Genomic DNA, 24,634 nt, shown 5'->3' with positions numbered 1-24,634 from the left:
AACGCAACCAAACAGCGGGGTGACGGCTCCGACATCATGCTCTAGGAGGCAGGAAGCAGGATATCCCTCTGCATCCTGCCGCTTTCAGGCCGCTTTCGCGCGAGGACGATACGATGTCCGAAACTGTTTTTCCCGCCCTGGCATCGCGACGCCGTCTTCCGAACCTGTTCGATCTGGTTTCGATTGCGGTGGTGTTTGCCGTCCTGGTGGCCGTGGTCCATGTGACGCGTGGCACGTTGGTGCCGTTGGATGATCGCTATGCGCATGCAGTTTCGCTCGATCCGTGGAACCTGCCCGCCTATGCGTTCCGAACCACCTTGCGCATGCTGCTGGCCCTTGCTGCCGCGTTGTTTTTCACTTTCACCTACGCGACCTGGGCCGCAAAAAGCCGCCGGGCGGCCATGCTGCTGATCCCGATGCTCGACATCCTGCAATCGGTGCCAATTCTGGGGTTTCTGACCTTTACCGTCGTGTTCTTCATGAACCTGTTTCCGGGACAGGTGCTGGGGGCGGAGCTTGCCTCCATCTTCGCGATCTTCACCAGCCAGGCCTGGAATATGGCGTTCAGCTTCTATCAGTCCCTGACCACCCTGCCGGGTGATCTGGTGGAAGCGACTCGGGCGTTCCGCCTGTCTCCATGGCAGCGTTTCTGGAAGCTGGAAGTGCCATTCGCCATGCCAGGGCTGGTCTGGAACGCCATGATGTCCATGTCCGGCGGCTGGTTCTTCGTGGTGGCGTCGGAAGCCGTTTCGGTCGGCGACAATACCTGGATGCTGCCGGGAATCGGCTCCTACGTCGCATTGGCCCTTCGTCAGCAGGATATGGCCGCGATCGGCTATGCTATTCTCGCCATGGCAGTGGTGATCCTGCTGTACGATCAGCTTCTGTTCCGTCCGCTGGTGGCGTGGTCGGAAAAATTCCGCTTCGAAACAACGCAGGGCTCAACCTCGGAGGAACCTTGGCTGCTGCGGCTGCTGCGCCGCACCGCCTGGCTGCGTGCCGGAAGCGAGATGCTCGCGAGCGGTTTCAACGCTTTCACAAATCTGCGAATCGGCTTCCGTCTGCCGCGCCTGATCCGGGCCTCAAACCAGCCTTCCCGTATTGTCGATATGCTGTGGGGTCTGATCGTCTTCGCCATGCTGGTCTGGTGCGCCTGGCATATCTACACTTTCCTGTCGGGACGCATCGCGCCTTCGGATGTGCTGCAAGCCGTGCTGATGGGGTGCATCACCATGCTGCGCGTCATCGTGCTGATGATCGTTGCCACGTTGATCTGGGTACCCATCGGGGTGGCCATCGGCCTGCGCCCCCACGTGGCGCGTTTCGTACAGCCGCTTGTGCAGTTTCTGGCAGCCTTCCCGGCCAATCTGTTCTTTCCGCTTTTCGTGCTGGTGATCGCCCGTTTCTCGTTGAACCCGGATATCTGGCTGACGCCGCTGATGATTCTCGGTGCACAATGGTACATCATGTTCAACGTGATCGCGGGGGCCGCTGCTTTCCCCGGCGACATGCAGGAAGCCGCGCGCGGATTTCATATCCGTGGCTTTCTGTGGTGGCGGCGGGTGATCCTGCCCGGCATTTTCCCCTATTACGTCACCGGTGCGATCACCGCCTCCGGCGGTGCGTGGAACGCGGCCATCGTCTCTGAAGTCGTAACCTGGGGACCGAATACGCTGCAAGCTCACGGGCTGGGCCGCTTCATCGCCGATGCCTCGGCCGACGGAAACTGGCCGCGCACCATACTGGGCGTGGCCGTAATGTCGGCCTTCGTGGTCGGCTTCAACCGTGCCCTGTGGAAGCCGCTTTTCAACTTCGCCACACGTCGCCTGACCTACTGATCGAAGGAACGGATCTCATGGCCATGGACACAGCCCTCGCCGCCCCAGCCCTTCTGGAAGTCAAGAACGTCCGGCAGGCCTATCACAAGGACAGCAACGCCGATTTCGTAGTGTTGGACGATGTCGACCTGACCCTGCGGGAAGGCGAGATCGTCGGATTGCTGGGCCGCTCCGGCTCCGGCAAATCGACGCTGCTGCGGATCGTCTCCGGCCTGCTGCCCCCCACATCCGGTCAGGTGACATGGAAAGGACGCCCGCTCAACGGCCCCGCCCGCGGGGTCGCCATGGTGTTCCAGAGCTTCGCACTGTTTCCCTGGCTGACCGTGCAGGAAAATGTAGAACTCGGTCTGGAAGCACAAGGCGTCAACCGGGCCGAGCGGGAACGCCGCGCTGAAATCGCCATCGATCTGATCGGTCTCGGCGGCTATGAAAGCGCCTATCCCAAGGAACTGTCCGGCGGCATGCGGCAGCGTGTAGGGTTGGCCCGCGCGCTGGTGGTCCATCCTGATCTGCTGCTGATGGACGAGCCGTTCAGTGCGCTGGACGTGTTGACCGCCGAAACCCTGCGCACCGATCTGATCGATCTGTGGAGCGATGGCAAGCTGCCGCTGAAATCGGTGCTGATGGTCACGCACAATATCGAGGAAGCGGTGCTGATGTGCGACCGTATCCTCGTCTTTTCCTCCAATCCCGGCCGGGTGGCGCAGGAACTGCGCGTGCCGTTCCCTCATCCGCGTGATCGGCACGATATCGCTTTCCGCCAGATGGTGGACGATATCTATGCGATCATGACCCGCCGCCCTTTGCCGACCAAGCATGCCGCAGTCACACCCCAGGGCATTGGTCAGGCCCTGCATCCCGTTTCCACCAACCTCATGGCCGGTCTGCTGGAAACGCTGGAGGCACAGCCTTATAACGGTCGCGCCGATCTTCCGCCGCTCGCCGCCGCGCTGCAACTGGACGTGGACGAATTGTTACCGCTGGGCGAAACCCTGCAAATGCTGCGTCTGGCCGAGCTGGAAGAAGGCGATATCCGGCTGCTGGATGCCGGGCGGGCCTATGTCGAAGCCGAAACCGACACCAGAAAAGAAATTTTCGCGAACGCTCTACGCTCCCATGTGCCGCTGGTGGCGACGATCTGTCAGGTTCTGGCCAGCCGCCCCAACCATCGCGCCGCCGCCGTGCGCTTCCGCGATGAGCTGGAAGACCATATGAGCGAAGATTACGCCCGTTCCACCCTTCGCACCGCGATTGCATGGGGCCGTTACGCAGAGCTGTTCGAATATGACGAGGAGGAAGACCAGTTCAGCCTCATCATCGAGGAAAACGAGCCGGAAACAGTCTAGGCCTCGATCCCGTCCTGCTTCTCCTCCGGAGGCGCAGGGCGAAACCGGGCAGCCAATAACGGATCGTTCCTGAGTGTCTCTATCGCCTGTTCTGCCGCTTCCGCACTACTCACGATCACGACGACGCTGTTAAAAGCCGCCTGACCACGCACACGATCGAGAAACAGAACGGATAACGCCTCTGCCAGCGGTGAGCGCAGCGTGCAGCAGGCGCAATCAGTGCCATGTCGCCTGTCCCGCGGCGCTGCCGGTTGAAAGATCCGGGTGTCAGCGGAACGATGGTCTGCCGCGATCCCTGCTTCCATCAGCACGGCTATGCCGTCCGCGACCGGTGCCTGCATGACAGCGGTACGAATATCGACGGGAATACGGGCATCCAGAAACCAGGCCATAGTGGACATAAAGATATCTTTATGTCATTTGTCCAGTATGGAGTTGATGCTCACCCAGTTGCGCGCCTGCGCCGAACCGACCCGCCTGCGCCTTCTGGCGCTGATGGCGCTCGGTGATTTCTGCGTGGTGGAGCTGACCGACATTCTCGGTCAGTCCCAGCCACGCCTGTCGCGTCATCTGCGCCTGCTGGTGGAGGCCGGATTGCTGGAGCGTACGCGGGAAGGCTCCAATGCGTGGTTCAGCCTGGCCCAGACCGGGCTGGGCCGCGATCTGGCCGCCAAGCTGCCCGCCATCGACGCAACTCTGCAAGCCGACCGCCGACAGGCTGAACGTGTGCTGGCGGAACGTGCCCGCGCAGCAACGGAGCGATTCCGTCGCGACGGTGCGGAATGGGATGAAATGCGCGCGCTTAGCCTGCCCGCGGAAACTGTCGAAGCCGCGCTGCTGGCGGATGTGGAAACGCTTGGCTTGCCTGATGGCGCCACCCTGCTGGATATCGGAACAGGCACCGGCCGGATTCTGGAACTGCTTGCCCCCTTTATCGGCTCCGGGCTTGGTATCGATGCCAGCCGCACCATGCTGGCGCTGGCGCGGTCCCGCCTGTCCCGTGCCCGGCTGCGTCATTGCAGCGTCCGCCAGGCGGACATGATGCGCCTGCCGCTGCCCGATGCCAGTTTCGACCTGACGATCCTGCATATGGTGCTGCATCACAGCGAGACACCCTGCGCGGTGATCGCCGAAGCCGCCCGTATGCTGAAACCGGGTGGCACGTTGCTGATCGTCGATCTGACCGCGCATGAGCGGCAGGATCTGACACGTGTCCTGCATCACCGCTGGCCCGGCTTTTCCGATGCCGAAATGCGCCGTGCCCTGACCTCTGCCGGATTGCAGGCAATGCCTGCCGCCATGATATCCGGACCGATCGACATTGCTATCTGGCGTGCCATCCGCCCTGCCGGTACCAGACCAGCCGCATTCACCCTGGAGGCGGCTTCCGTCCATGACTGAGTCGCTGCCCGGTCTGCTTCCCTCACGATTCCAAAGCTGGAGACTCTCATGAGCCGCCCCCATCTGCTCGATGCCCTGCGCGACCAGGTTCTGCTGTGCGACGGTGGCATGGGCAGCCGCGTGCAGGCGCTGGATCTTGATGTCGAGCGAGACTATCTCGGCAAGGAGAACTGCACCGAGATCCTGAACCTGTCCCGCCCCGATCTGGTCCGCGAAATCCATCGCGGCTACTATGAGGCCGGGGCGGATATGGTGGAGACGAACAGCTTCGGCGGCTCCCCGGTCACCCTTGGCGAGTTCGAACTGGCCGATCGCGCGCGGGAGATCAACCGGATCGCCGCCGAACTGGCCCGCGAAGCTGCCGACAGCTTCAGCGATGGCCGACACCGCTATGTGGTGGGCAGCATCGGGCCGGGTACCAAGCTGCCCTCTCTCGGCAATATCGACTATGATCCGCTGGAAGCCGGGCTGGCGGAACAGTGCCGGGGCTTGATCGATGGCGGTGTCGATGCGTTTCTGATCGAGACCTGTCAGGACACGCTCCAGATCAAGGCTGCCGTCAACGGGGCCAAAAAGGCGCGGGCCGAGCGTGGCGTTGATACGCCGATCTTCGTGCAGGTCACGGTGGAAACCACCGGCACATTGCTGGTCGGCCCCGATATTGCCGCCGCCGCAACCGTGATCCATGCGATGGACGTGCCGCTGATCGGGCTGAACTGCGCCACCGGCCCGCAGGAAATGGCCGAGCACGTGAAATGGCTGGCCTCGAACTGGACCGGCCTGATCTCCATGCAGCCCAATGCGGGCCTGCCGGAACTGGTGGATGGCCAGACCCACTACCCGCTCTCGCCCGAGGAAATGGCGAGCTGGGTCGAACGCTATATCAGCGAGGATGGCGTCAATCTCATCGGCGGGTGCTGCGGCACCAACGTTCCGCATATCCGCGCGCTGGATGCCATGCTGCGCCGCCGGGCCGGTGCGCGTCTGCGGCCCGAGCCGATCAAACGAAACTCAATCTGGGTTCCATCCGTCGCCAGCCTGTACGGTCAGACCTCACTACGGCAGGAAAATTCCTATTTCTCCATTGGTGAGCGCTGCAACGCTAACGGATCGAAGAAATGGCGCGAGGCGCAGGAACAGCATGACTGGGACACCTGCATCTCCATGGGACGGGAACAGGTCGGCGAAGGCTCCAACGCGCTGGATATCTGCACCGCCTTCGTCGGCCGCAACGAAGGGCTGGAAATGGATGAGGTGATCCGTCGCTTCACAAGCAGCGTGAATGCGCCTCTGGTGATCGACAGCACCGAAACACCGGTGATCGAGGCCGCCCTGAAACTGCATGGTGGCAAGCCGATCATCAACTCGATCAATTTCGAGGACGGGGAACATGCTGCCGAAGAACGCATGATTCTGGCACGCAAGTTCGGTGCCGCCGTCATCGCCCTGACCATCGATGAAGAAGGCATGGCCAAGACGCCGGAACGCAAGCTCGCTATCGCCGAGCGTCTGGTTCAGTTCGCCTGTGAAAAACACGGCTTGCCGCAATCCGATCTGCTGATCGACCCGCTGACCTTCACCATCGCCACCGGCAATGAAGATGATCGGAAGCTGGGCGAATGGACCCTGGAAGGCATCCGCATGATCCGGGAGAAATTCCCGGATATCCAGATTATTCTCGGCCTGTCCAATATCAGCTTCGGCCTCAATCCAGCGGCCCGTGCAGTGCTGAACTCGGTATTTCTCGATCATGCGGTCCGGGCAGGCATGACCGGCGCGATCGTGCATGTCAGCAAGATCCGTCCACTGCACCAGATTCCGGCAGAGGAAGCGAAGGTCATGGAAGACCTGATCTTCGACCGTCGTACGGAGGATTACGATCCCCTGCAACGTCTGTTGGAAATGTTCGCGGATCGTAAAGCCGCCGATGCCGTCAAGAAAACCCGTGCCGCCACAGTAGAAGGCCGTCTGAAAGATCGCATCGTCGATGGCGACCGCAAGGGCCTGACCGACGAACTGGACGAGGCGCTGAAAACCCATGCGCCGCTGGACATCATCAACACCATCCTGCTGGACGGCATGAAGGTGGTGGGAGAGCTGTTCGGCGCCGGCAAGATGCAGCTTCCCTTCGTACTCCAGTCGGCGGAAACCATGAAAGCCGCCGTCGCCTATCTGGAACCGATGATGGAGCGCGTGGAAGGGCAGCAGAAGGGCACCATTGTCCTGGCAACCGTCAAGGGCGACGTGCATGACATCGGCAAGAACCTCGTCGACATCATCCTGACCAATAATGGCTATCGCGTCGTCAATCTCGGCATCAAGGTGCCGCTGGCGGATATGGTGGCAGCGGTAAAGGAACATCGCGCCCATGCCATCGGCATGTCCGGCCTGCTGGTGAAATCCACCGTCATCATGCGCGAAAATCTGGAAGAAATGTCCCGCCAGGGCGTCGATGTGCCGGTCCTGCTGGGCGGTGCGGCCCTGACACGGAATTACGTCGAGGATGATTGCGTGGCGGCCTACGCCTCCGGCCGCGTCGCCTATGCGCGTGATGCGTTCGACGGGCTGCATCTGATGGACAAGGTGACCGGCAACGCCTTCGACGATTACCTGTCCGCCATTCAACAGAAACGCAAAGGCAAGTCACGCAACCAGAGCCGAACGCTGGGCAAGGCCGATGCACGCGCTTTCCAGCCGGTGGATATCAATGCCACGCGGGCGCGGCGTCATCGTCTGACGAACAACGTTCCGGCCATCGAACCGCCTTTCTGGGGCGCGCGCGTGGTGGAAGCCACACCGAAAGCGATCATCCCCTTCCTCAATGAACGCAGCCTGTATCAGTTTCAGTGGGGCTTCCGGAAACAGGGCCGTTCGCTGGACGATTTTCTGGGCTGGGCCAAGCAGGAACTGCGCCCGGTGATGAAGCGGATGCTTGCCCTGTGCGAGGAGCAGGACATCCTGAAACCGCAGGCTGCCTACGGCTACTGGAAAGCTGCCGGGCAGGGCAATGATCTGATCCTGTTCGAACAGGATGGCAGCACGGAACTGTGCCGCTTCTCCCTGCCCCGTCAGCCGAAGGAAGATGGGGAATGCATCGCCGATTTCTTCCGCGATGTGGACGATGCGGAACGCGACGTCGTCGGGTTGCAGGTGGTGACGGTCGGGCAGAAAGCCTCCGACATGGCGCGGGTCTGGTTCGAGGAAGACCGGTATCAGGACTACCTCTATCTCCACGGCCTGTCGGTGGAGATGGCGGAAGCCATGGCGGAATACGTGCACAAGCGCATCCGCGCCGAATGCGGTTTCGCGGCGGAAGATGAGCGGGACATGGAAAAGATGCTGGCGCAGGGCTATCGCGGCAGCCGCTATTCCTTCGGTTATCCGGCCTGTCCGAAGCTGGAGGATCAGGAGCCGATCCTGAAACTGCTTCAGGCCGAACGGATCGGTGTCGATCTGTCGGATGAATATCAGCTGCATCCCGAACAGAGCACCTCCGCGCTGGTCGTGCTCAACCCCCATGCGAAATATTTCTCCGTCTGAGCAGGAACAGACCCGTTCACACATTCCCGTTGCGCGGGCCTGATGCGCAGGGGCCAGTACGGCCCTTGCGTTCAGACGGCAAACAGACGATCTACTCCGGTAACAGGACTGAAAAAGTCCATATTCCTGACGTCCGGAGATCCGCATGTTCATCGAAACCGAGGGCACGCCCAATCCCGCCACCCTGAAATTCCTGCCTGGTCGGGATGTCATGCCGGGGGGAACGGCGGATTTTGCCTCTCCCACCACGGCACAGCGTAGTCCGCTCGCGCTGGCGTTGTTCGAACTGCCGGGCGTTGCACGCGTTTTTCTCGGCACGGATTTTGTCACCGTGACCAAATCCTCCGATGTCGAATGGCCGGAGCTGAAGCCGCAGATACTGGCCGCACTGATGGATCATTTCGTCACAGGCCGTCCGGTCATGGACGATACCCCCTCCGACGTGCTGGAGGAGGATATCCGCCCGGAAGATCGCGAAATCGTCGATCAGATCAAGGAATTGCTGGATACCCGCGTCCGCCCGGCCGTCGCCGGAGATGGTGGGGACATTGTATTCCGCGGCTATCGCGACGGCGTTGTGCTGCTGCATATGCAGGGTGCATGCAGCGGCTGCCCCTCCTCCCGCGCGACACTCAAGCACGGGATCGAGAATATGCTGCGGCATTACGTGCCGGAAGTTCTGGCCGTGGAGCAGGTGGAAGCCTGATCTTCGGCTCAGCGCCGGAAAACGTTACCGCGCCCTGATAGCGTTGATGACGATTTCCGGCGTCAGAAGCTGCGGAAGGGTTACGGGATCACCGCCACCCGCCGGATAGAACAGATAAAGCGGCACACCATCCCGCCCATGGTCGCGCAGAAATGCTGTCAATTGACGGTCCTGACGGGTCCAGTCACCCAGCAGATAGGCGACGCCGCCATTCTGGAACGCCTCCTTGACCGTATGATGACTGAGAGCAACCTGCTCATTCACCAGGCAAGTCACACACCATGCAGCGGTCAGGTTGACGAAAACCGGCTTCCCTTCCGCCCGTAATGCATCCAGCCGAGCCCTTGAAAAAGGCTCGGCCCCCTGCCGCTCGGCCATCGTGCTGCCGGCCACATCGGCCACATTCAATCCGGACGCTTGATGCAGGCGTTGTAACAGAAGCAAGCTGATTCCAATCGCCAACACCGCCAGCCCACGTCCGATCAGGCTGCGCACGCCACTCCCGAATTGTGCGATCCCCCAGACCCAGGCGGCAAAAGCAATGGCGGTCAGCCCTTCCCCCACAATCAGCACCCCGTTGGACCCGGCTTCCTGCGCGATCACCCAGACCAGCCAGCAGACCGAGGCATAAACCGGGAAAGCCAGCGCCTGCTTCAAAACCTCCATCCAGCGACCAGGCTTCGGCATGGCCGCAACCAACTGCGGAAAAACCGCCACCAGCATGTAAGGCAGGGCCAGCCCCAGCCCCATGGCCAGCAGGATCGCCAGCATGGTCACAGCCGGCGCGTTCAATGCCACGGCCAGAGCCAACCCCATGAACGGAGCCGTGCAGGGTGTGGCCACCACAACCGCCAACAGGCCCGTAAAGAAGCTCCCGGACAGGCCATCCCGGCTGCTCAGTGTATGACCTGTGCCGACCATCCGTGCGCCAATCTGATAAACCCCGGACAGATTCAGCCCCACCGCCATCAGCAACCACGCCATCCCTGTCACGAAAACCGGTGAGGCGAACTGGAACCCCCATCCCACCGCCGCCCCGGCATGGCGCAGCCCGATCGCCACCATCCCCAGCGCCAGAAAAGCCAGCAGAACACCCGCCGTATAAGCCACAGCATGGCTGCGTACGGCGGCTCTCTCACCGCTGCCAAGGCGGGCCAGAGCCAGCGCCTTCATGGCCAGCACCGGAAAGACACAGGGCATCAGATTGAGGATCAGCCCGCCCAGTACCGCAAACAACAGCACCATCGGCAGGGAAGATGTATCACTGGGCTGCGGCTGAGATACCTGTCCGGAAAGGGGACTGGCAGAAGAACCTTCCCCTCCCTGGCCTTCCAGTAAAGTCAGGTGAAAATGGCCCTCTTCCGGCACACAGATGGTCTGACAGATCAGCCAGTTGGCCTGAAGATCAATCTCGATCGGGCCACGCGCTCCGTGCGGATCAATCGTGACCGGCAGTACGACCGTTCCCTGATAGGCATTGACCGTCAGCGGCCCTTCTTTCAACTGCATGGTCGGCGGCCAGTCGACAGGGCCGGCCGTGACGCCGGATGGCAGGGTAAAGGTCAGTTCCGGCGGCAGTCCCGAATCGCCGGGATCCTTGCCATAAATATGCCAGCCCGGAGCCATCCTGAATTGCAGCCCGAGCCGAAATGGATGACCGGACGTGTAGCTTTCCGCCTCGCTCAGCAGCGTCACAGTCACATGAGGACTGCTGACCGGCACGCTTTCCAGCGCATCAGCCGGAGAACTCCCATAGAGCAGCGACAGACAGACACCCAGCACAGACAGAAGAAAGCGCATGATCAGGCCCGGATAACATGTTTCCATGATGCGACCGGGGCTTTGTTTCCCGGCACGCCGTGATATGGGGCGGACCATGAGCGTCTCCGATCTTCCGGTCAAACATGTCCTGCCCGCGTTGCGCGAAACCCTGATCCGGGGCAACGCTGTTCTGGTCGCACCACCGGGTGCAGGCAAGACCACGACTGTTCCGCTGTTTCTGCTCGGCGAGGACACCCCTTTCCGGCGCATGGTGATGCTGGAGCCACGTCGTCTGGCCGCCCGTGCCGCTGCTTCCCGCATGGCGTCATTGATCGGGCAGAAACCGGGAGACCTGGTCGGCTACCGCACACGGACCGACAGCGCCGTCTCCGATGCCACCCGGATCGAGGTGTTAACGGAAGGTTTGCTGGTGCGCCGTCTGCAATCCGATCCGGGGCTGGAGGGAGTGGATCTGGTCATTCTCGATGAAATCCACGAACGCAGTCTGGATGCGGATATCGCCCTTGCCTTCTGTCTGGACCTGCAACGCGCCTTGCGGCCCGAATTGCGGCTGCTGGCCATGTCGGCCACCGCGGATGGTGCACGCCTCTCCACCCTGATGCAGGCCGACATCGTCGAAAGCGCCGGACAGGCCCATCCGGTCGGCATCACCCATAGCGCGCGCGACCTGAGCCATTTGCACGACATCCCCGAGGCCACGGCTCGCGCGGTCAGGACGGCCCTGTCCGATCATCAAGGTGACCTGTTGGCCTTCCTGCCCGGGATGGGAGAAATCCGCCGCGTGCAATCCATGTTGGATGGGTGCGGCGCCACCGTGCTGCCGCTGCATGGCGATCTGCCACCCGCCGAGCAGGATCGCGCCCTTCGTCCACTGGAAAATGGGGGACGGCGCGTTGTGCTGGCAACCTCCATTGCCGAAACTTCCCTCACTGTTCCGGGTGTACGGATCGTGGTGGATAGCGGCTGGCGTCGTGCGCCACGTCTCGACACTTCGACCGGTCTGACCCGGCTGGCAACCCTGCGCATCAGCCGTGCAGCCGCCGCCCAGCGAGCCGGACGCGCCGGTCGTGAAGCGCCGGGTATCGCGATCCGGCTATGGAGTCAGGCAATGGAGCGAGGCATGCCCCCCTTCGACCGGCCTGAAATTCTGGAGGCCGAACTGTCCGGGCTGGTGCTGGATTGCGCGGGCTGGGGCGCATCACCCTCCGACCTGCCGTTTCCGGATGCTCCGCCTGATGGCGCGGTGGCGGTGGCGCGGTCACTGTTGGGCGATCTGGGCGCCCTCGATCCTGAAGGCCGCATCACGGAAGCGGGTCGGCGGATGGCGCGGATCGGCGCCCATCCCAGACTGGCTGCCATGATGCTGGCTGCCCGCACCTCTCCAGAGCGCCTGCTGGCCGCCGATATTGCCGCTCTGCTGGAGGAACGGGACCCGTTCCGCAACCCGGATGCCCCTGCCGACCTCATGCTGCGGCTGGAGGCCCTGCGCCATGACGATCCCGCGGCCGATCGCGGGGCGCTGGCCCGTATCCGCCAGACGGCAGCCCAGTATCGCCGCCGTCTGAAAACCGCCAGCACCGCTCCGGCGGAAGCCAGCGAGGCAGGGCCGGATGCAGTGGCCAGGCTGATTGTGGCCGCTTTTCCGGACCGGGTCGCACAGGCACGGGGAGAGGCAGGCAGCTTCCGTTTCTCCGGCGGAGGCGGAGCAAAATTGGCCGTGAATGACCCCCTTGCCCGATCCCGATTGCTTGCTGTCGCCTCGCTGGAAGTGAAGACCGCACCGCGTATCCGGCTGGCCGTGCCAATCGAGGTCGATACCCTGCGCGACCTTGCACATGAAACGACCGAGACGGCTTATGATTCCACCAGCGGCGCGGTCTATATCCGCCGCAAGCTGCGTCTGGGCGCACTAGTGCTGGAAGATCGTCTGGAGAAAGCCGATCCTGCCGCCCATCCCGGTGCCTCCGACGCTATGGCACAGGCCGCCTTCGCCGCTCTGGTCTGGAGCGATACCGCCCGGCAGCTACGCGCCCGGGTGGAGCGGATGCGGGAGTTGGAGTCGGAGCAAAATTGGCCGGACTGGTCCGATGATGCTCTGGCCGCCACCGCTCCGGACTGGCTCGGCGGATGGCTGGGACAAGGCGTTAAACCAGCCTCCCTCGATGTAGCCGCCATGCTGCGGGCCGCCCTGCCATGGCAACTGGCGCAGCGTCTGGACAAGGAGATGCCCACCCATCTGTCGCTGGCCGGGAATACACGCGCAGGCGTGGATTATCTGCAGCCTGTACCGGTCGCCTCCGCCCGGGCGCAGGCTTTCTACGGGTTGCAGCACACGCCGCAACTGGCCGGTGGACGTATTCCGCTGCGACTGGCATTGCTCTCACCCGCCGGAAGGCCAGTGGCCATTACCGCCGATCTGGCCGGTTTCTGGCAGGGAGGCTGGGCCGATGTCCGCCGCGACATGCGCGGGCGCTATCCCCGGCATCGCTGGCCGGAAAATCCGGCAGAAGGATGAATTTCTCCCCCTCCGCTGAAGATGGGACGGCAAAACCGATCATAAAAAATTTCAAGAAAAATTTTGTCCTGGCGCTGAAGGCTTGACGCCATGGGATCGAATGTGGGTTACGCTTAGAATGACAGATTCTTAAGGTTTCTGATTGCATGCCAAATGGCCGCCCAAATCGCCGCCGTGCTTTCTGCACCGTCATGCTGGCGGCAATACTGCTGTCCACCAGCGCCTGTCAGGCTCGCACGGCACCGGACAGCTTTGCCCCGCTGGTCAAGAAAATCATGCCGGCCGTGGTGAATATCGCCGTTACCGAATCGCTCTCACCACAGGAAGCACTGGCGCAGATGCCGCCAGAGCTGAAAGGCACGCCGTTCGAAAAGCAGTTTCGCGACAAACTGCGTGGACGGAGGGAACAGGTCATGGGGGCAGGATCGGGCTTCATCCTCGATCCATCGGGCATCATCATCACCAATAACCATGTGGTCGGCCATGCCGACCGTATCATCGTCTCCCTCTCCGATGGTTCGGAACTTCCGGCCCGTGTGCTGGGGATTGACGATCTGACCGATATTGCCGTCATCAAGGTGAATACCAGCCGCCCGCTGCCCTATGTCACATGGGGCGACAGCCATGTGGTGGAGGTCGGGGACTGGATTCTTGCCGCCGGGAATCCTTTCGGGCTGGGCGGGTCCGTCACTGCGGGGATCGTATCCGCTCGCGGGCGCGACATCGGGGCAGGCCCGTTCGACGATTTTCTGCAGCTTGATGCACCCATCAATCCCGGCAATTCCGGCGGCCCAACCTTTAATATGGCCGGGCAGGTAGTCGGGCTGAACACCGCCATCGTCTCCCCCACTGGCGGCTCCGTCGGAATCGGCTTCGCCATCCCTGCCGAACTGGCCGCCCATGTGGTGGAAATCCTGCGCAGCAAAGGCCATATCGACCGCGGCTGGCTGGGGGTCGCCGTTGAGGATTCCAGCCAGACCGATATGGCAGGCGTGCTGATCGCCAGTGTCGACAGAAATGGACCAGCAGCGCGGAGCGGGCTTCGTGCTGGCGATCTGGTGGAGGCCGTCAACGGCGCTGCCGTGCAGAGCGCCCGCAGTCTGATCCGCGCCATTGCCGCCATACCCCCCGGCAGCACTGCCCGCCTAACAGTACAGCGTCAGGGACGTGACGTCGATATAGAGATCACCGTCGGTCGCCGACCGGCAGAACACGCAGGCTGAAGAATGCGCATTTTACTTGTTGAAGACGATAAGGACGTAGCCGGCTTCATCGTGAAAGGACTGCGCGAGGCAGGCCATACGGTAGAGCACCGGGATAACGGACGGGACGGGCTGTTCATGGCCGCCAGCGAAAATTTCGATGCCATCGTGCTCGATCGTATGCTGCCGGGCGGCATCGATGGTCTGCGCCTGCTGGAAACCCTGCGCAGCCAGGATGTCAATACACCGGTTCTGTTTCTCTCCGCGCTCAGTGGTGTGGATGAGAGAGTGAAAGGGTTGAAAGCGGGCGGCGATGACTACCTCTCCAAACCCTTCGCCTTTTCCGAGCTGCTGGCCCGTGTGGAAGCACTGACCCGACGCGGCAAGACCGATGCCCCGACCACCAAGCTGGTGGTTGCAGATCTGGAAATGGATCTGCTGTCCCGCGGCGTAAAGCGCGGCGGCCAGAAAATAGACCTTCAGCCACGGGAGTTTCGTCTGCTGGAATTCCTGATGCGCCATGCCGATCAGGTCGTGACCCGCACCATGCTGCTGGAAGGCGTATGGGATTATCATTTCGACCCGCAGACCAACGTGATCGACGTCCATGTCTCCCGCCTGCGACAGAAAGTGGACAAACCCTTTACCGTCAGCCTGATCCATACCGTGCGAAACGCCGGCTATATGCTCCGGGCGGATGGCTGAAGGGGGGCACTTGCCCTCCCTTCCCCGGCGGTCCCTGCTGCGCCGCTGGAGTCTGTGGCTGCGGGCCTTCCGGCGCAATCTCTCGCTGGTGCCCTCCGCCAGCGTGCGCTTCGCCATGCTCTATGCGGGGCTGTTCGCCATCAGCGCCCTGGCTCTGGCGGTTTTTCTGTGGTGGACCACGGCCGGTCTGCTGAACCGCCAGACCGAGACAGCCATTCTCACCGATGCACAGGGGCTGGCGGAGCGCTGGAACGATGGTGGACTGCCTGCCCTTGTGCAGGGGATTCAGGAACGTCTCAGTGAAAATCTGGATGATGATGCGATCTATCTACTGACTGATCCCGAGCAGAGGCGAATCGCCGGTAATCTGGCGCATTGGCCAAGCCAGATGAACACGACCAATACCTGGTTCGAATTGTCGATCCAACGGGCCGGAACCAAGTCTCTGGCGCGTATCCGCCGCTTCGACCTGCCCAGCGGCTTTCATCTTCTGATCGGGCGCGATGTACAGGCGCGGGCACGGCTGCGGGATCTGCTGACCGGATCGCTGGTCTGGGCCATGGTGGTCGTTGTCGCCCTGAGCATTGCGGGGGCTTTGGTGGTCAGGGGGCTGTTCCGGCGGTCACTGGCCGATATCTCCTCTGTTGCCGCCGCCATCGGGGCCGGGAACTTAACCCGCCGTGTCAAACTCTCCGGGCGGGGAGACGAGTTTGATCGTCTGGCCGAAACCGTCAATGACATGCTGGACCGGATCGGTCGTCTGATGGAGGGCGTGAAGCAGGTCTCCAACGCCATCGCCCACGATCTGCGCACCCCCATTGCCCGGGTCCGCGCCCGTCTGGAAGATGCGCTGACCTATAGCGAGGAAGACACCAAACTGGCTGCCGCGGTCGAGCGCGCCATTGCCGATCTGGATGGTGTCACCGCAATTTTTCAGGGCCTGTTGCGGATCGCGGAAATTGAAAGCGGCGCGAGACGATCAGCTTTTGCCACCACGGACCTTCAACCCATTCTGGCTGATCTCTGTGAGCTGTACGAACCGCTGGCCGAAGAGAAAAACCTTCTGTTCGTGTTCGACTGCCCCAATCCGCTGCCGATTTTCGGTGATCGCAGCCTGCTGCAACAGGCTTTGGCAAATATGCTCGACAATGCCATCAAATTCCTTCCCACCGGCGGCACGCTGCATTTGAGCGGCTGGCGTAATGGAGCAGATATTTTTGCACTGGTTGCAGATAACGGCCCCGGTATTCCGGAAGCCGACCGCAACCGGGCGACAGAGCGTTTTTTCCGCGGTGAAACAGCGCGCAGCACGCCCGGATCAGGTCTTGGTCTCGCTCTGGTGCAAGCAGTGGCTCAACTACATGGTGGTGTCCTGCGACTTGAAGATAACAACCCCGGCCTGCGTGCCGTGCTCATCCTGCATGCGGCCGCGCCAAAGACTTTATCTGACGGAGAGGAGGCAGACAAATCCACAATTCACCTGCAGCTCGGAAAGATATAACTGATGCAGTGGCGTCTTTCGCAGCCGCCATGTGGAAATCCCCAGTGCACGAATGCCCGACAGGCAATACCATTACTTTGCTCTGATTGATGGACAGGGTTCTTATGGCGCAAAATAATGATCTCTATACTATGCAGAGGTCAGTGTACAACAATGTAGCACATACACAATTTCATTCAGTAGCTCTCTGATATCGCCGTTTTTCCTGTATGTTGAAGGCTTGCCTCTCTTAATATTAGGTGCTGATCCTCGTTCGTTTTAAACAGACCAGATTGCGAGCGACTTTATCAAAAGCACACAGAAAATTTTATTTGGAAACTTGTCTATCAATTATTAGGACATTAATTCCTACCAAAAGTAGAATATAATATAAAAAAATATAGCAAAAAGTATTTATTAAGTTAAAATTTTATAACACAAAAAATATTAACTTGTTTTTTATTTAGAACAGGGTTATTTTTCTTTACGCAAGAAAAAATTTGTTGATTGTCTTACTATAAGAGTTCATCAAAAATTTACTAAAAGTAAACAACCCACCCTGCAAGTGAATCAAATTTTTCTGCTTGGCAAAATAACCACTTTATCAACATAAGGATAAAATGATGGTCAATTATGTGACAGCAAAGATTGCTCTTAAAGCCTCCAATAATTTATTCCTTTCCGTTATTGCCAGAGATGGTAAGCAGACAATTGAAGCGGCGAAGTCCTCCATTGATAGTTGGTGCAATCTTTCTCTTATATTTCTTGGCGAGGAAAACGTCGCCCTTTATGCGGTCAATAATGCATATTTGAGTAGAATATATCGGGGATATGCACAAACAATCGAGGCTGCAAAAAGCCAGATGGATCCCTTCTGCGTATTTAAATTGGAAGTTTTTGATAAAGACACTATTGCTCTTCGTGCCGATACAGGAATGTATATAGGTCTAGTTTCAAGGGATGGAAATAATAATATAGAAACAAGAAGTAACACAATCGACGAAAATAGTAAATTCAAAGTTACTTCGTTTGAAACATAATACTGTGTAAAATTCATTAATTTTTTATCGTCACCGTTTAGAAAGATAAAACCATGACAGAAAATCTAAATACCGGGGCCTTCAACAGTTTTTTGAAAGGTATTCCTGCACATACGCCTTCACTGGTAGGGACAACTGTATTTTATATACGGAATCTTACAGACAACAAAATATACTTTTACGATGATAAACCTAAATTCACTTGGTTTTCTGCAGATCAATCAATCAATGCGCTTGTAATAAAACCTCCACAGCCCATTATATATAATTACTCAACAACAAATGCTATAATATATATATCTCAAGGTAGCACTCAAGGAATAAATAATAAATATATGCAGTTTCATTTTACAATAAATAGCATCGACTGTTTTATTGATTTTACATTTGGAGGATTCAGGCGCATCACCATTACAGAAAATGGTAAAGATGTTGAAAAAGGCCGAAGCACGGATGGCAATGAAGTTTCTGTTTGCAATCTGTTCTCAAATATAAATCTAAGAACAATATGGGGTTATGATTTATGTATCATAGATGTATTCACAAATGATCAAACCGTTCCGGACATGATCATATAGTTCTGATTAGAATTTAACATCATCCTTTCTTTATTTTGTTATTGACGGATCAAAATATCTTTAGAAGATCCATAAAAGGAGAAACACAATATGACTACCAATTTGAACAGCGGAGCAATGATCGGCCTTTTAGAAGAAATAGGCACTTACACCGCTTCTTTAGAAGAAACAAAAGTTTTCTATATTAGAAATTTGACAAAAAATAATATTTATTTCTACGATAACAATAATTACAAAAATAACTGGGCATGGTTTTATTCTAATAGAAATATACAAGGAAAGGTATTGAAGACACCGCAGCCTGTTATCAATCCAAACACAACAACTACTACAATCATACATTTTTCCCAGATCGCTTTATCTCTTCCCGAAAATCCGCTTGTTGTTGATACTTTGAAGTATATCAGCCGATTGAAATTCATGACAGCTGGCGGCATCTGTGAAATGAATTTCATGATTCGTGGATATAGACAGATTATTTTCAACGGACAATCCATGGTTGTTCAGAATAGCAGAGGCGGTTCCACTTTTTCAACTTTATATTCAGGGGTAAAACTTCGTACAATTTGGGGTATTAAAGTTTGTATGCTTGATTTTTTTGAAGACGATACGGAAATTCCTGATATCAATATTTGATTCTAAAAACATATCACCGTTTATCATGAATTCTATATTGATGCTATCTAGCTCGATAAAAACCTGTGCTGCATTCGATTTTCACGCCATTTCAACATTACAAGGTCAAGACTGCTCAAGAGGCTGTTATGATGTATGAAAATAACCCTATATGACATGGATAAATATGAGCCAATGTCGGAAGACAGCGATATCAACCATGCTGATCAATCCAAAGCGATGGTGATGGCATTTCTGGTAAAGTATCCAATCATACTGGCCTTTAACACGCTGGAACCCCATTCCATGAAGCACAGGCAAACATCCGATTTCTTTCAGCGAACAGGCCTTCTATCTGTATCTGTCAACAAAACTGTGTCTTTGAGTGTCTTTCATTGATCAGCATCACCTAAACTGAGTCGTGACAGAACCTTTTCAGTGTTCATGCGTCATGATCAGTCTGGAGACCTGCATCAAAGGCGCACCGCAATGTTTTCGCTTCTGTGGACTATTCTCATCGGTCTGATCGTTGGGGCAGTGGCCAAGCTGATCATGCCGGGACGTGATCCGGGTGGTATCATCGTCACCATTCTGCTGGGCATTGGCGGCTCTCTGGTTGCCACCTGGCTTGGCCGCGTTCTGCATTGGTATGGTCCCGAGGATGGCGCCCGCTTTATCGGCTCAGTCGTAGGCGCCATCATCATTCTGGCAATCTACCGCTTCATCGTCGGTCGTTCATCAAATACGGTGTGACCGCTACTGACCACGCCTGGATTTCAAGCCCCGGTCTGTCAGGCCGGGGCTTTTTCATGCCTTGCGCAGCATGAACAGGCCCTGTTCCCCGAACAGATTGGCAAGCCTAGCTGAGCGCCGCCACGGAGAACGCTGACCGGCCTCCCCCGCTGCCAGCCATTGTTCGACCTGATAGCCTTCCTGCCCGCACAACTCGAAGAAATCGCGGATGGTGCAGGGATGGATATTCGGGGTCTCGTGCCATGCACGGTTCCAGACTCCGGTCATGGGCATTCTCCCCCGCATCAGCAGCTGAAGCCGCACCTGCCAGTGCCCGAAATTGGGGAAGCTCACCAGCGCCCGACTGCCGATGCGCAACATTTGACGCAACACTTCCCGGGGGCGTTCGACTGCCTGAAGTGTGCGGGACAACACGACATAATCAAACGCATCATCCGGGTAATGCGCCAGATCCTCATCAGCATCACCATGCATCACCGACAGGCCATGTGCGACCGCCCGCGTTGCCTCCGCCATGTCGATCTCGATCCCGCGTGCATCACAGCCACGGGTGCGCATCAGATGCTCGATCAAGGCACCGTCACCACAGCCAATATCCAGCACACGACTACGCGGCTCGATCATCTCCGCGATCAGACGCAGATCAAGCCGCATGTTCCGCCCACTATGCCGCATGGCGTGCGAAGGCTCGGGCGGAGAGGACAGGTTGTTCATGATACCTCCACCCGCAGCAAGGCGGAGCCATCGCCAAAACCATTGAACGCCAGCCCGGCATGATCGGCACATCCCTCAAGAAAACCATTCAGCACCCGATGGAAATCCGGTTCATCCAGCAGAAACGCGTCATGTCCCTTGTCGGAGGTCACTTCTACGAAGCTCACATTCGCCGCCACCCGGTTCAGGGCGCGGGCGATATGGCGGCTCTCGGCCGTGGGGTAAAGCCAGTCGGAACTGAAGGAGATCACGCAGAACCGTGTTTTCGTGCCAGCAAACGCCGCCGCAAGATCCCCACCATATTCTTCCGCCAGATCGAAATGATCCGCAGCCCGGGTGATGGTCAGATAGGCGTTGGCATCGAACCGCTTCACGAACGCGCCACCCTGATAGCGCAGATAGCTTTCGACCTCGAACATCTCTCCGAACAGATTGGCGGCGGTCTCCCCCCCCATCCCGTCACGACGTACCCGGCGTCCGAATTTCCGCGCCAGAGCCTGCTCACTGAGATAGGTGATATGGGCCACCATCCGGGCGACCGCCAGACCGCGCTCCGGCATGTGACCGGTGCGCCAGTAGGCCCCCCCGTTCCAGTTCGGATCACCGAAAATCGCCTGCCGCCCGACCTCGTTGAAGGCAATGTTCTGCGCCGAATGGAAAGACGCCGTGGCAATCGGGATCGCCGCGAACACAGCATCCGGATAGCTCGCCGCCCATTGCAGCGCCTGCATCCCACCGAAAGAACCACCAATCACCGCAAACAGGCGTGCAATGCCGAGATGCTCGATCAGTTTTTTCTGGGCGCGCACCATGTCCCGGATGGTCAGGCTGGGGAAATCGGTTCCCCACAACTCCACACCGGGCGCATCATCCGGCAAGGCCGGATCATGGGGGCTACGCGGCCCGGTGCTGCCCATACAACCGCCAATCACGTTGGAGCAGATGACGAAATAACGGTTGGTATCAATCGGGCAGCCCGGTCCTACTACACCGTACCACCATCCAGGCTTGCCAGTGACGGGATTGGGATCAGCCACATATTGATCCCCCGTCAACGCATGGCACACCAGAATCGCGTTGCTGGCCTCTGCATTCAGCGCGCCATAGGTACGATAGGCAATGCGAATCCCGTCCAGGCTGCCGCCATTATCCAGCGGCAGGCCATCCCGAAACACGAAAACATCATTTTGTGGCGCTGTATTCACAGATCGCTTCACCGGTCATGACTCCGGGGGGCAGCTCCCGGCAAAGGGTGACTATGCCCTCTGATGCCCGTCATGCAACCACCCCGCCCATGCTCAACCACCATGGCTGATACTGCAATGCTTTGCAGCGAGGCATGCTTCGGCTATCAGGTCGATCTTCATAAGGATTTGGCCCCTGCACAGCAGGCGCCCGAATATTGGCCCGATATCGTCATGCGCCCCATTCTGTCTGGTCTTGCCTCACGTGTTCTGTCTCCACCGGATGCATCGTCTCCCGCTTCCACGGGCGAGGCCGAAGCAGCGCTGGGCATGCTGCGCGCAAAACTGGATACCATCGATGATGCACTGCATGATCTCCTGATCCAGCGAGCAGAAACAGTCCGTTCCATTGCCACAACAAAGAGCGGTGTCTCGATCCGACCAGGACGGGAAGCGGCAATTATTCGCCGCCTGCTCGGACGCCATCAGGGACAGTTCCCGGAACAGACCATCATACGTATCTGGCGGGAGCTATTCGCCGGATCGAACAGTATGCAGCGCAATTTTACCGTCTCGGTCTGCGACAGCGATGACGGTTCCGCCGCCATGACCCAGATCGCGCGGGAGCATTTCGGGGCCCTGACGCCATTGCGCATCTATGGCAGCCCGGCCCAGGCCATTGCCGATGTCAGCAGCGGACAAACCATGGTGGCGGTGGTCCCGGCCCCGGTTGATGACGAATCGCCCCGCGCCGCATGGTGGACCGCCCTGTTGCACCATGATGCCCCCCGCATCCATATTGTCGCCCGCCTGCCAGTCTGGAACCCCCGGCCTGAAGGCGCCCCCCGTGCCGATGCCATGGCGGTGGCAGCCATCGCACCCGATCCGTCCGGCAATGACCGCGCTTTACTGGGGCTGGAAATCGCTTCCGACATCAGCCGGGCAAGGCTGACACAAATGCTGATCAATGCCGGTTTTTCAGTCGGCAATACGATCCTGCGTCGTATACCGGGGGCGGATGACGCCCATGTGTTGGCGGATGTCGCTGGATTTGTTGAGGATTCCGATCCCCGGCTGGCAGCCCTGACCCCTCTGCTGCGTCCACCTGTCGTACTGGGATGCTATGCAGTTCCTGTCCCTGCCTCACAGGCAGGAAGCACAGCATGAGCAATCCCCGTCCCAATCCCGGTATCGAGGCCATTCACCCCTATATCGGCGGAGAATCAAAGCTGCCCGGCGTCGAACAGGTGATCAAACTCTCCTCGAATGAAGGCGCATTCGGGCCGCCTCCTGCTGCGCAGCAGGCCTATCTGAAGGCCGTGTCCAGCCTGCACCGTTATCCTGATGGCGGCTCCCACGCGTTGCGAGAGGCCATCGGGCGTTATTTCGGTATCGATCCGGCCCGCATCGTCTGCGGTGTCGGATCGGATGAAATGATCGCGCATCTCTGCATGGCCTACAGCAATCCGGATTCGGAACTGATCATGAGCGTGCACGGATTCAGTGTGTACGAGATGTATGGCCATTATGCCGGGGCCAAAGTGGTGAAGGTGCCGGAACAGGCTCTGACCACCGATGTCGATGCACTGCTGAACGCCGTGACCCCGCGCACAAGGGTGATCTGCATCGCCAATCCGAACAACCCCACCGGCACCATGCTCCCCACCAGCGAAATTACACGTCTGCGGGCGAGCCTGCCGCCTGATGTGCTGCTGGTGCTGGATGCGGCCTATGCCGAATATGTCGATGCCCCCGATTACGATCCCGGCGTGGCACTGGTCGATGCTGGCGACAATACAGTCATGACCCGCACTTTCAGCAAGATTTTCGGGCTGGGTGGGCTGCGGCTCGGCTGGGCCTATGCACCGCCTGCCATCGTGGATGTGTTGAATAGGGTGCGCGGGCCTTTCACCGTCAATGCCGCCGTGCAGGAAGCTGCGATCGGTGCGCTGGAGGAACCGGGCTGGGTCGAACGCAGCCGCTCCCATAACAGCGCCGCCCGTGCAAAACTGGCTAAAGCACTGTTCGATATCGGCATTCCCACTCTGCCGAGCGTCACCAATTTCCTGTTGGCAGATTTCGGCAGCGAAGCACGCGCGATCGCCGCCGATCGCTGGCTGCGCACACGGGGGCTGATCGTGCGCCGCGTTGCCAGTTACGGCTTGCCCGCCTATCTGCGCATTACCATCGGCACAAACGAGGAATGTGATCTGGTAGCCCAAGCCCTGCGCGCTTTCATGGTGCAGGCACAAGCCGACAGCGATGCCGCATCATGACAGAAGCTTCTCCGGTCTTTCGCCGTCTCACCCTGATCGGTCTGGGTCTCATTGGCAGTTCTCTGGCCCGGGCGGTGCGGGAAAACCGGCTGGCCGATGAAATCATTGCCTGTGACCGAGCCGATATTCTGGAGCGTGTTGCCCGACTGGGAATTGCCGATCGTTGCGAGGCCGATCCGGCACAGGCGGCGCAGGATGCGGATGCCGTGATTCTCTGTGTCCCGGTCGGCGCCTTTGCCGAGGTGGCTGAAAAGATCGCCCCTCATCTGGCACCGGGTTGCATCCTGACGGATGTCGGCTCCACCAAACAATCCGTGATCCGGGATGTCGGCCCCCTGCTGCCCCCGCATGTGCATTTCGTGCCCGGCCATCCGCTGGCGGGCACCGAATATTCAGGCCCGGAATCAGGTTTTTCCACCCTGTTTCGGGATCGCTGGACCTTGCTGACCCCTCCCCCCGATACCGCTGAAGAAGCCATCGAAGCAGTCTCTGCCCTCTGGCGTGGCTGTGGGGCTCAAGTCGAGATCATGGAACCAGCCCATCATGACCGCGTGCTGGCCATCGTCAGCCATCTGCCGCATCTGATCGCCTTCACTATCTGCGGCACCGCCGACGATCTGGCTGATGAAAGCCGCCAGCAGGTTTTGAAATTCGCGGCTTCCGGGTTCCGGGATTTCACCCGGATCGCGGCTTCGGACCCAACCATGTGGCGGGATATTTTCCTCAATAACCGGGACGCCCTGCTGGAGATGCTGGCCCGCTTTACGGAGGATGCTCAGGCCATGGCGCGTGCTGTGCGCTGGGGCGATGAGGATTACATCGTCGATAAAATCGAACGTGGCCGCCGTATCCGGCGCAATCTGATCGAAATCAATCAGGCCTGACGACAGCAGAAAGGGGCACCATGGCAGCGCCCCTTTTGCCATTCTAGCCCGTCATGGTGTGGCGGATCACCCAGT

At 58.8% G+C, this 24,634-nt stretch carries 20 protein-coding genes; 16 read left to right on the top strand and 4 right to left on the bottom strand.

What is annotated here, in order from left to right:
- Positions 1-113: 113 nt before the first annotated feature.
- Entirely contained in the window at positions 114-1,838 is a 1,725-nt protein-coding gene (locus tag GbCGDNIH6_RS00805) for an ABC transporter permease (protein ID WP_072562513.1), read from the top strand.
- A 17-nt stretch (positions 1,839-1,855) separates the two neighbouring features.
- Positions 1,856-3,184 (top strand): ABC transporter ATP-binding protein, encoded by a 1,329-nt coding sequence (locus GbCGDNIH6_RS00800; RefSeq protein ID WP_198355780.1) that lies wholly within the window; start codon positions 1,856-1,858, stop codon positions 3,182-3,184.
- Here the strand turns inward: GbCGDNIH6_RS00800 and GbCGDNIH6_RS00795 are convergent.
- Positions 3,181-3,585: a hypothetical protein gene (locus GbCGDNIH6_RS00795; RefSeq protein ID WP_157692284.1), complete on the bottom strand. Its 405-nt coding sequence runs from the start codon at positions 3,583-3,585 to the stop codon at positions 3,181-3,183. The genes GbCGDNIH6_RS00800 and GbCGDNIH6_RS00795 overlap by 4 nt on opposite strands.
- Positions 3,586-3,613: 28 nt before the next feature.
- On the opposite strand from GbCGDNIH6_RS00795, the gene GbCGDNIH6_RS00790 reads away from it, so the two are divergent.
- From GbCGDNIH6_RS00790 to GbCGDNIH6_RS00780, 3 genes are all read left to right on the top strand, one after another.
- The gene (locus tag GbCGDNIH6_RS00790; RefSeq protein WP_072562511.1) at positions 3,614-4,585 is read left to right on the top strand and encodes an ArsR/SmtB family transcription factor; all 972 of its coding nucleotides are present in this window, start codon (positions 3,614-3,616) and stop codon (positions 4,583-4,585) included.
- Between the two features lie 48 nt (positions 4,586-4,633).
- Entirely contained in the window at positions 4,634-8,125 is a 3,492-nt protein-coding gene (gene metH, locus GbCGDNIH6_RS00785) for a methionine synthase (RefSeq protein ID WP_072562510.1), read from the top strand.
- Positions 8,126-8,270: 145 nt separating this feature from the next.
- The gene (locus tag GbCGDNIH6_RS00780) at positions 8,271-8,831 is read left to right on the top strand and encodes a NifU family protein (RefSeq protein WP_072562509.1); all 561 of its coding nucleotides are present in this window, start codon (positions 8,271-8,273) and stop codon (positions 8,829-8,831) included.
- A gap of 24 nt (positions 8,832-8,855) precedes the next feature.
- Here GbCGDNIH6_RS00780 and GbCGDNIH6_RS00775 read toward each other — a convergent pair whose 3' ends face one another.
- Positions 8,856-10,709 carry a protein-disulfide reductase DsbD family protein gene (locus GbCGDNIH6_RS00775; protein ID WP_232449880.1) on the bottom strand — a complete coding sequence of 618 codons (1,854 nt, stop codon included), beginning with the start codon at positions 10,707-10,709 and terminating at the stop codon, positions 8,856-8,858.
- Here GbCGDNIH6_RS00775 and hrpB point away from each other — a divergent pair.
- From hrpB to GbCGDNIH6_RS00730, 8 genes are all read left to right on the top strand, one after another.
- Positions 10,708-13,128 (top strand): ATP-dependent helicase HrpB, encoded by a 2,421-nt coding sequence (gene hrpB, locus GbCGDNIH6_RS00770; protein ID WP_081370139.1) that lies wholly within the window; start codon positions 10,708-10,710, stop codon positions 13,126-13,128. The genes GbCGDNIH6_RS00775 and hrpB overlap by 2 nt on opposite strands.
- A 191-nt stretch (positions 13,129-13,319) precedes the next feature.
- Positions 13,320-14,351 (top strand): trypsin-like peptidase domain-containing protein, encoded by a 1,032-nt coding sequence (locus GbCGDNIH6_RS00765; protein ID WP_232450017.1) that lies wholly within the window; start codon positions 13,320-13,322, stop codon positions 14,349-14,351.
- Between the two features lie 3 nt (positions 14,352-14,354).
- The gene (locus tag GbCGDNIH6_RS00760) at positions 14,355-15,035 is read left to right on the top strand and encodes a winged helix-turn-helix domain-containing protein (RefSeq protein WP_011630854.1); all 681 of its coding nucleotides are present in this window, start codon (positions 14,355-14,357) and stop codon (positions 15,033-15,035) included.
- A gap of 10 nt (positions 15,036-15,045) precedes the next feature.
- Entirely contained in the window at positions 15,046-16,536 is a 1,491-nt protein-coding gene (locus tag GbCGDNIH6_RS00755; RefSeq protein WP_232449879.1) for a sensor histidine kinase, read from the top strand.
- A gap of 599 nt (positions 16,537-17,135) precedes the next feature.
- Positions 17,136-17,555, top strand: a complete 420-nt coding sequence (locus GbCGDNIH6_RS00750) for a fascin domain-containing protein (protein WP_081369894.1) — start codon at positions 17,136-17,138, stop codon at positions 17,553-17,555.
- A 53-nt stretch (positions 17,556-17,608) separates the two neighbouring features.
- A complete protein-coding gene (locus tag GbCGDNIH6_RS12290) occupies positions 17,609-18,133 on the top strand; it encodes a hypothetical protein (RefSeq protein WP_157692283.1) in 525 nt (174 codons plus the stop codon).
- 90 nt (positions 18,134-18,223) lie between these two features.
- On the top strand, positions 18,224-18,769 hold the full coding sequence (locus GbCGDNIH6_RS00740; protein ID WP_072562505.1) for a hypothetical protein: 546 nt from the start codon (positions 18,224-18,226) through the stop codon (positions 18,767-18,769).
- Positions 18,770-19,237: 468 nt separating this feature from the next.
- Entirely contained in the window at positions 19,238-19,501 is a 264-nt protein-coding gene (locus tag GbCGDNIH6_RS00730; RefSeq protein WP_072562503.1) for a GlsB/YeaQ/YmgE family stress response membrane protein, read from the top strand.
- Positions 19,502-19,555: 54 nt separating this feature from the next.
- Here GbCGDNIH6_RS00730 and metW read toward each other — a convergent pair whose 3' ends face one another.
- Both metW and metX read right to left on the bottom strand, forming a co-directional pair.
- Positions 19,556-20,155 carry a methionine biosynthesis protein MetW gene (gene metW / locus GbCGDNIH6_RS00725; protein ID WP_072562502.1) on the bottom strand — a complete coding sequence of 200 codons (600 nt, stop codon included), beginning with the start codon at positions 20,153-20,155 and terminating at the stop codon, positions 19,556-19,558.
- Positions 20,156-20,211: 56 nt separating this feature from the next.
- Positions 20,212-21,432 (bottom strand): homoserine O-acetyltransferase MetX, encoded by a 1,221-nt coding sequence (metX, locus tag GbCGDNIH6_RS00720; protein WP_072562501.1) that lies wholly within the window; start codon positions 21,430-21,432, stop codon positions 20,212-20,214.
- A 90-nt stretch (positions 21,433-21,522) separates the two neighbouring features.
- Between metX and GbCGDNIH6_RS00715 the strand changes: the two genes are divergently transcribed.
- Genes GbCGDNIH6_RS00715 through GbCGDNIH6_RS00705 form a run of 3 tightly spaced genes read left to right on the top strand, consistent with a single transcriptional unit; the run spans position 21,523 to position 24,559 of the window.
- Positions 21,523-22,566, top strand: a complete 1,044-nt coding sequence (locus GbCGDNIH6_RS00715; protein ID WP_232449878.1) for a chorismate mutase — start codon at positions 21,523-21,525, stop codon at positions 22,564-22,566.
- The gene (hisC, locus tag GbCGDNIH6_RS00710) at positions 22,563-23,675 is read left to right on the top strand and encodes a histidinol-phosphate transaminase (protein ID WP_072562500.1); all 1,113 of its coding nucleotides are present in this window, start codon (positions 22,563-22,565) and stop codon (positions 23,673-23,675) included. Before GbCGDNIH6_RS00715 ends, hisC begins: the two co-directional genes overlap by 4 nt.
- Positions 23,672-24,559 carry a prephenate/arogenate dehydrogenase family protein gene (locus tag GbCGDNIH6_RS00705; protein WP_072562499.1) on the top strand — a complete coding sequence of 296 codons (888 nt, stop codon included), beginning with the start codon at positions 23,672-23,674 and terminating at the stop codon, positions 24,557-24,559. Before hisC ends, GbCGDNIH6_RS00705 begins: the two co-directional genes overlap by 4 nt.
- Positions 24,560-24,634: the final 75 nt, after the last annotated feature.

The organism is Granulibacter bethesdensis (assembly GCF_001889525.1).
GTDB classification, from domain to species: domain Bacteria; phylum Pseudomonadota; class Alphaproteobacteria; order Acetobacterales; family Acetobacteraceae; genus Granulibacter; species Granulibacter bethesdensis_C.
The sequence above is the reverse complement of the archived record's forward strand: the minus strand, read 5'-3'. Positions and strand labels throughout refer to the sequence as shown.

What these genes read in the sequence shown, in the direction of transcription:
- GbCGDNIH6_RS00805 (WP_072562513.1), top strand. Translation starts at nt 114, where the DNA reads ATGTCCGAAACTGTTTTTCCCGCCCTGGCATCGCGACGCCGTCTTCCG.
- GbCGDNIH6_RS00800 (WP_198355780.1), top strand. Translation starts at nt 1,856, where the DNA reads ATGGCCATGGACACAGCCCTCGCCGCCCCAGCCCTTCTGGAAGTCAAG.
- GbCGDNIH6_RS00795 (WP_157692284.1), bottom strand. Translation starts at nt 3,585, where the DNA reads ATGTCCACTATGGCCTGGTTTCTGGATGCCCGTATTCCCGTCGATATT.
- GbCGDNIH6_RS00790 (WP_072562511.1), top strand. Translation starts at nt 3,614, where the DNA reads ATGGAGTTGATGCTCACCCAGTTGCGCGCCTGCGCCGAACCGACCCGC.
- metH (WP_072562510.1), top strand. Translation starts at nt 4,634, where the DNA reads ATGAGCCGCCCCCATCTGCTCGATGCCCTGCGCGACCAGGTTCTGCTG.
- GbCGDNIH6_RS00780 (WP_072562509.1), top strand. Translation starts at nt 8,271, where the DNA reads ATGTTCATCGAAACCGAGGGCACGCCCAATCCCGCCACCCTGAAATTC.
- hrpB (WP_081370139.1), top strand. Translation starts at nt 10,708, where the DNA reads ATGAGCGTCTCCGATCTTCCGGTCAAACATGTCCTGCCCGCGTTGCGC.
- GbCGDNIH6_RS00775 (WP_232449880.1), bottom strand. Translation starts at nt 10,709, where the DNA reads ATGGTCCGCCCCATATCACGGCGTGCCGGGAAACAAAGCCCCGGTCGC.
- GbCGDNIH6_RS00765 (WP_232450017.1), top strand. Translation starts at nt 13,320, where the DNA reads ATGCTGGCGGCAATACTGCTGTCCACCAGCGCCTGTCAGGCTCGCACG.
- GbCGDNIH6_RS00760 (WP_011630854.1), top strand. Translation starts at nt 14,355, where the DNA reads ATGCGCATTTTACTTGTTGAAGACGATAAGGACGTAGCCGGCTTCATC.
- GbCGDNIH6_RS00750 (WP_081369894.1), top strand. Translation starts at nt 17,136, where the DNA reads ATGATGGTCAATTATGTGACAGCAAAGATTGCTCTTAAAGCCTCCAAT.
- GbCGDNIH6_RS12290 (WP_157692283.1), top strand. Translation starts at nt 17,609, where the DNA reads ATGACAGAAAATCTAAATACCGGGGCCTTCAACAGTTTTTTGAAAGGT.
- GbCGDNIH6_RS00740 (WP_072562505.1), top strand. Translation starts at nt 18,224, where the DNA reads ATGACTACCAATTTGAACAGCGGAGCAATGATCGGCCTTTTAGAAGAA.
- GbCGDNIH6_RS00730 (WP_072562503.1), top strand. Translation starts at nt 19,238, where the DNA reads ATGTTTTCGCTTCTGTGGACTATTCTCATCGGTCTGATCGTTGGGGCA.
- metW (WP_072562502.1), bottom strand. Translation starts at nt 20,155, where the DNA reads ATGCGGCTTGATCTGCGTCTGATCGCGGAGATGATCGAGCCGCGTAGT.
- GbCGDNIH6_RS00715 (WP_232449878.1), top strand. Translation starts at nt 21,523, where the DNA reads ATGGCTGATACTGCAATGCTTTGCAGCGAGGCATGCTTCGGCTATCAG.
- hisC (WP_072562500.1), top strand. Translation starts at nt 22,563, where the DNA reads ATGAGCAATCCCCGTCCCAATCCCGGTATCGAGGCCATTCACCCCTAT.
- GbCGDNIH6_RS00705 (WP_072562499.1), top strand. Translation starts at nt 23,672, where the DNA reads ATGACAGAAGCTTCTCCGGTCTTTCGCCGTCTCACCCTGATCGGTCTG.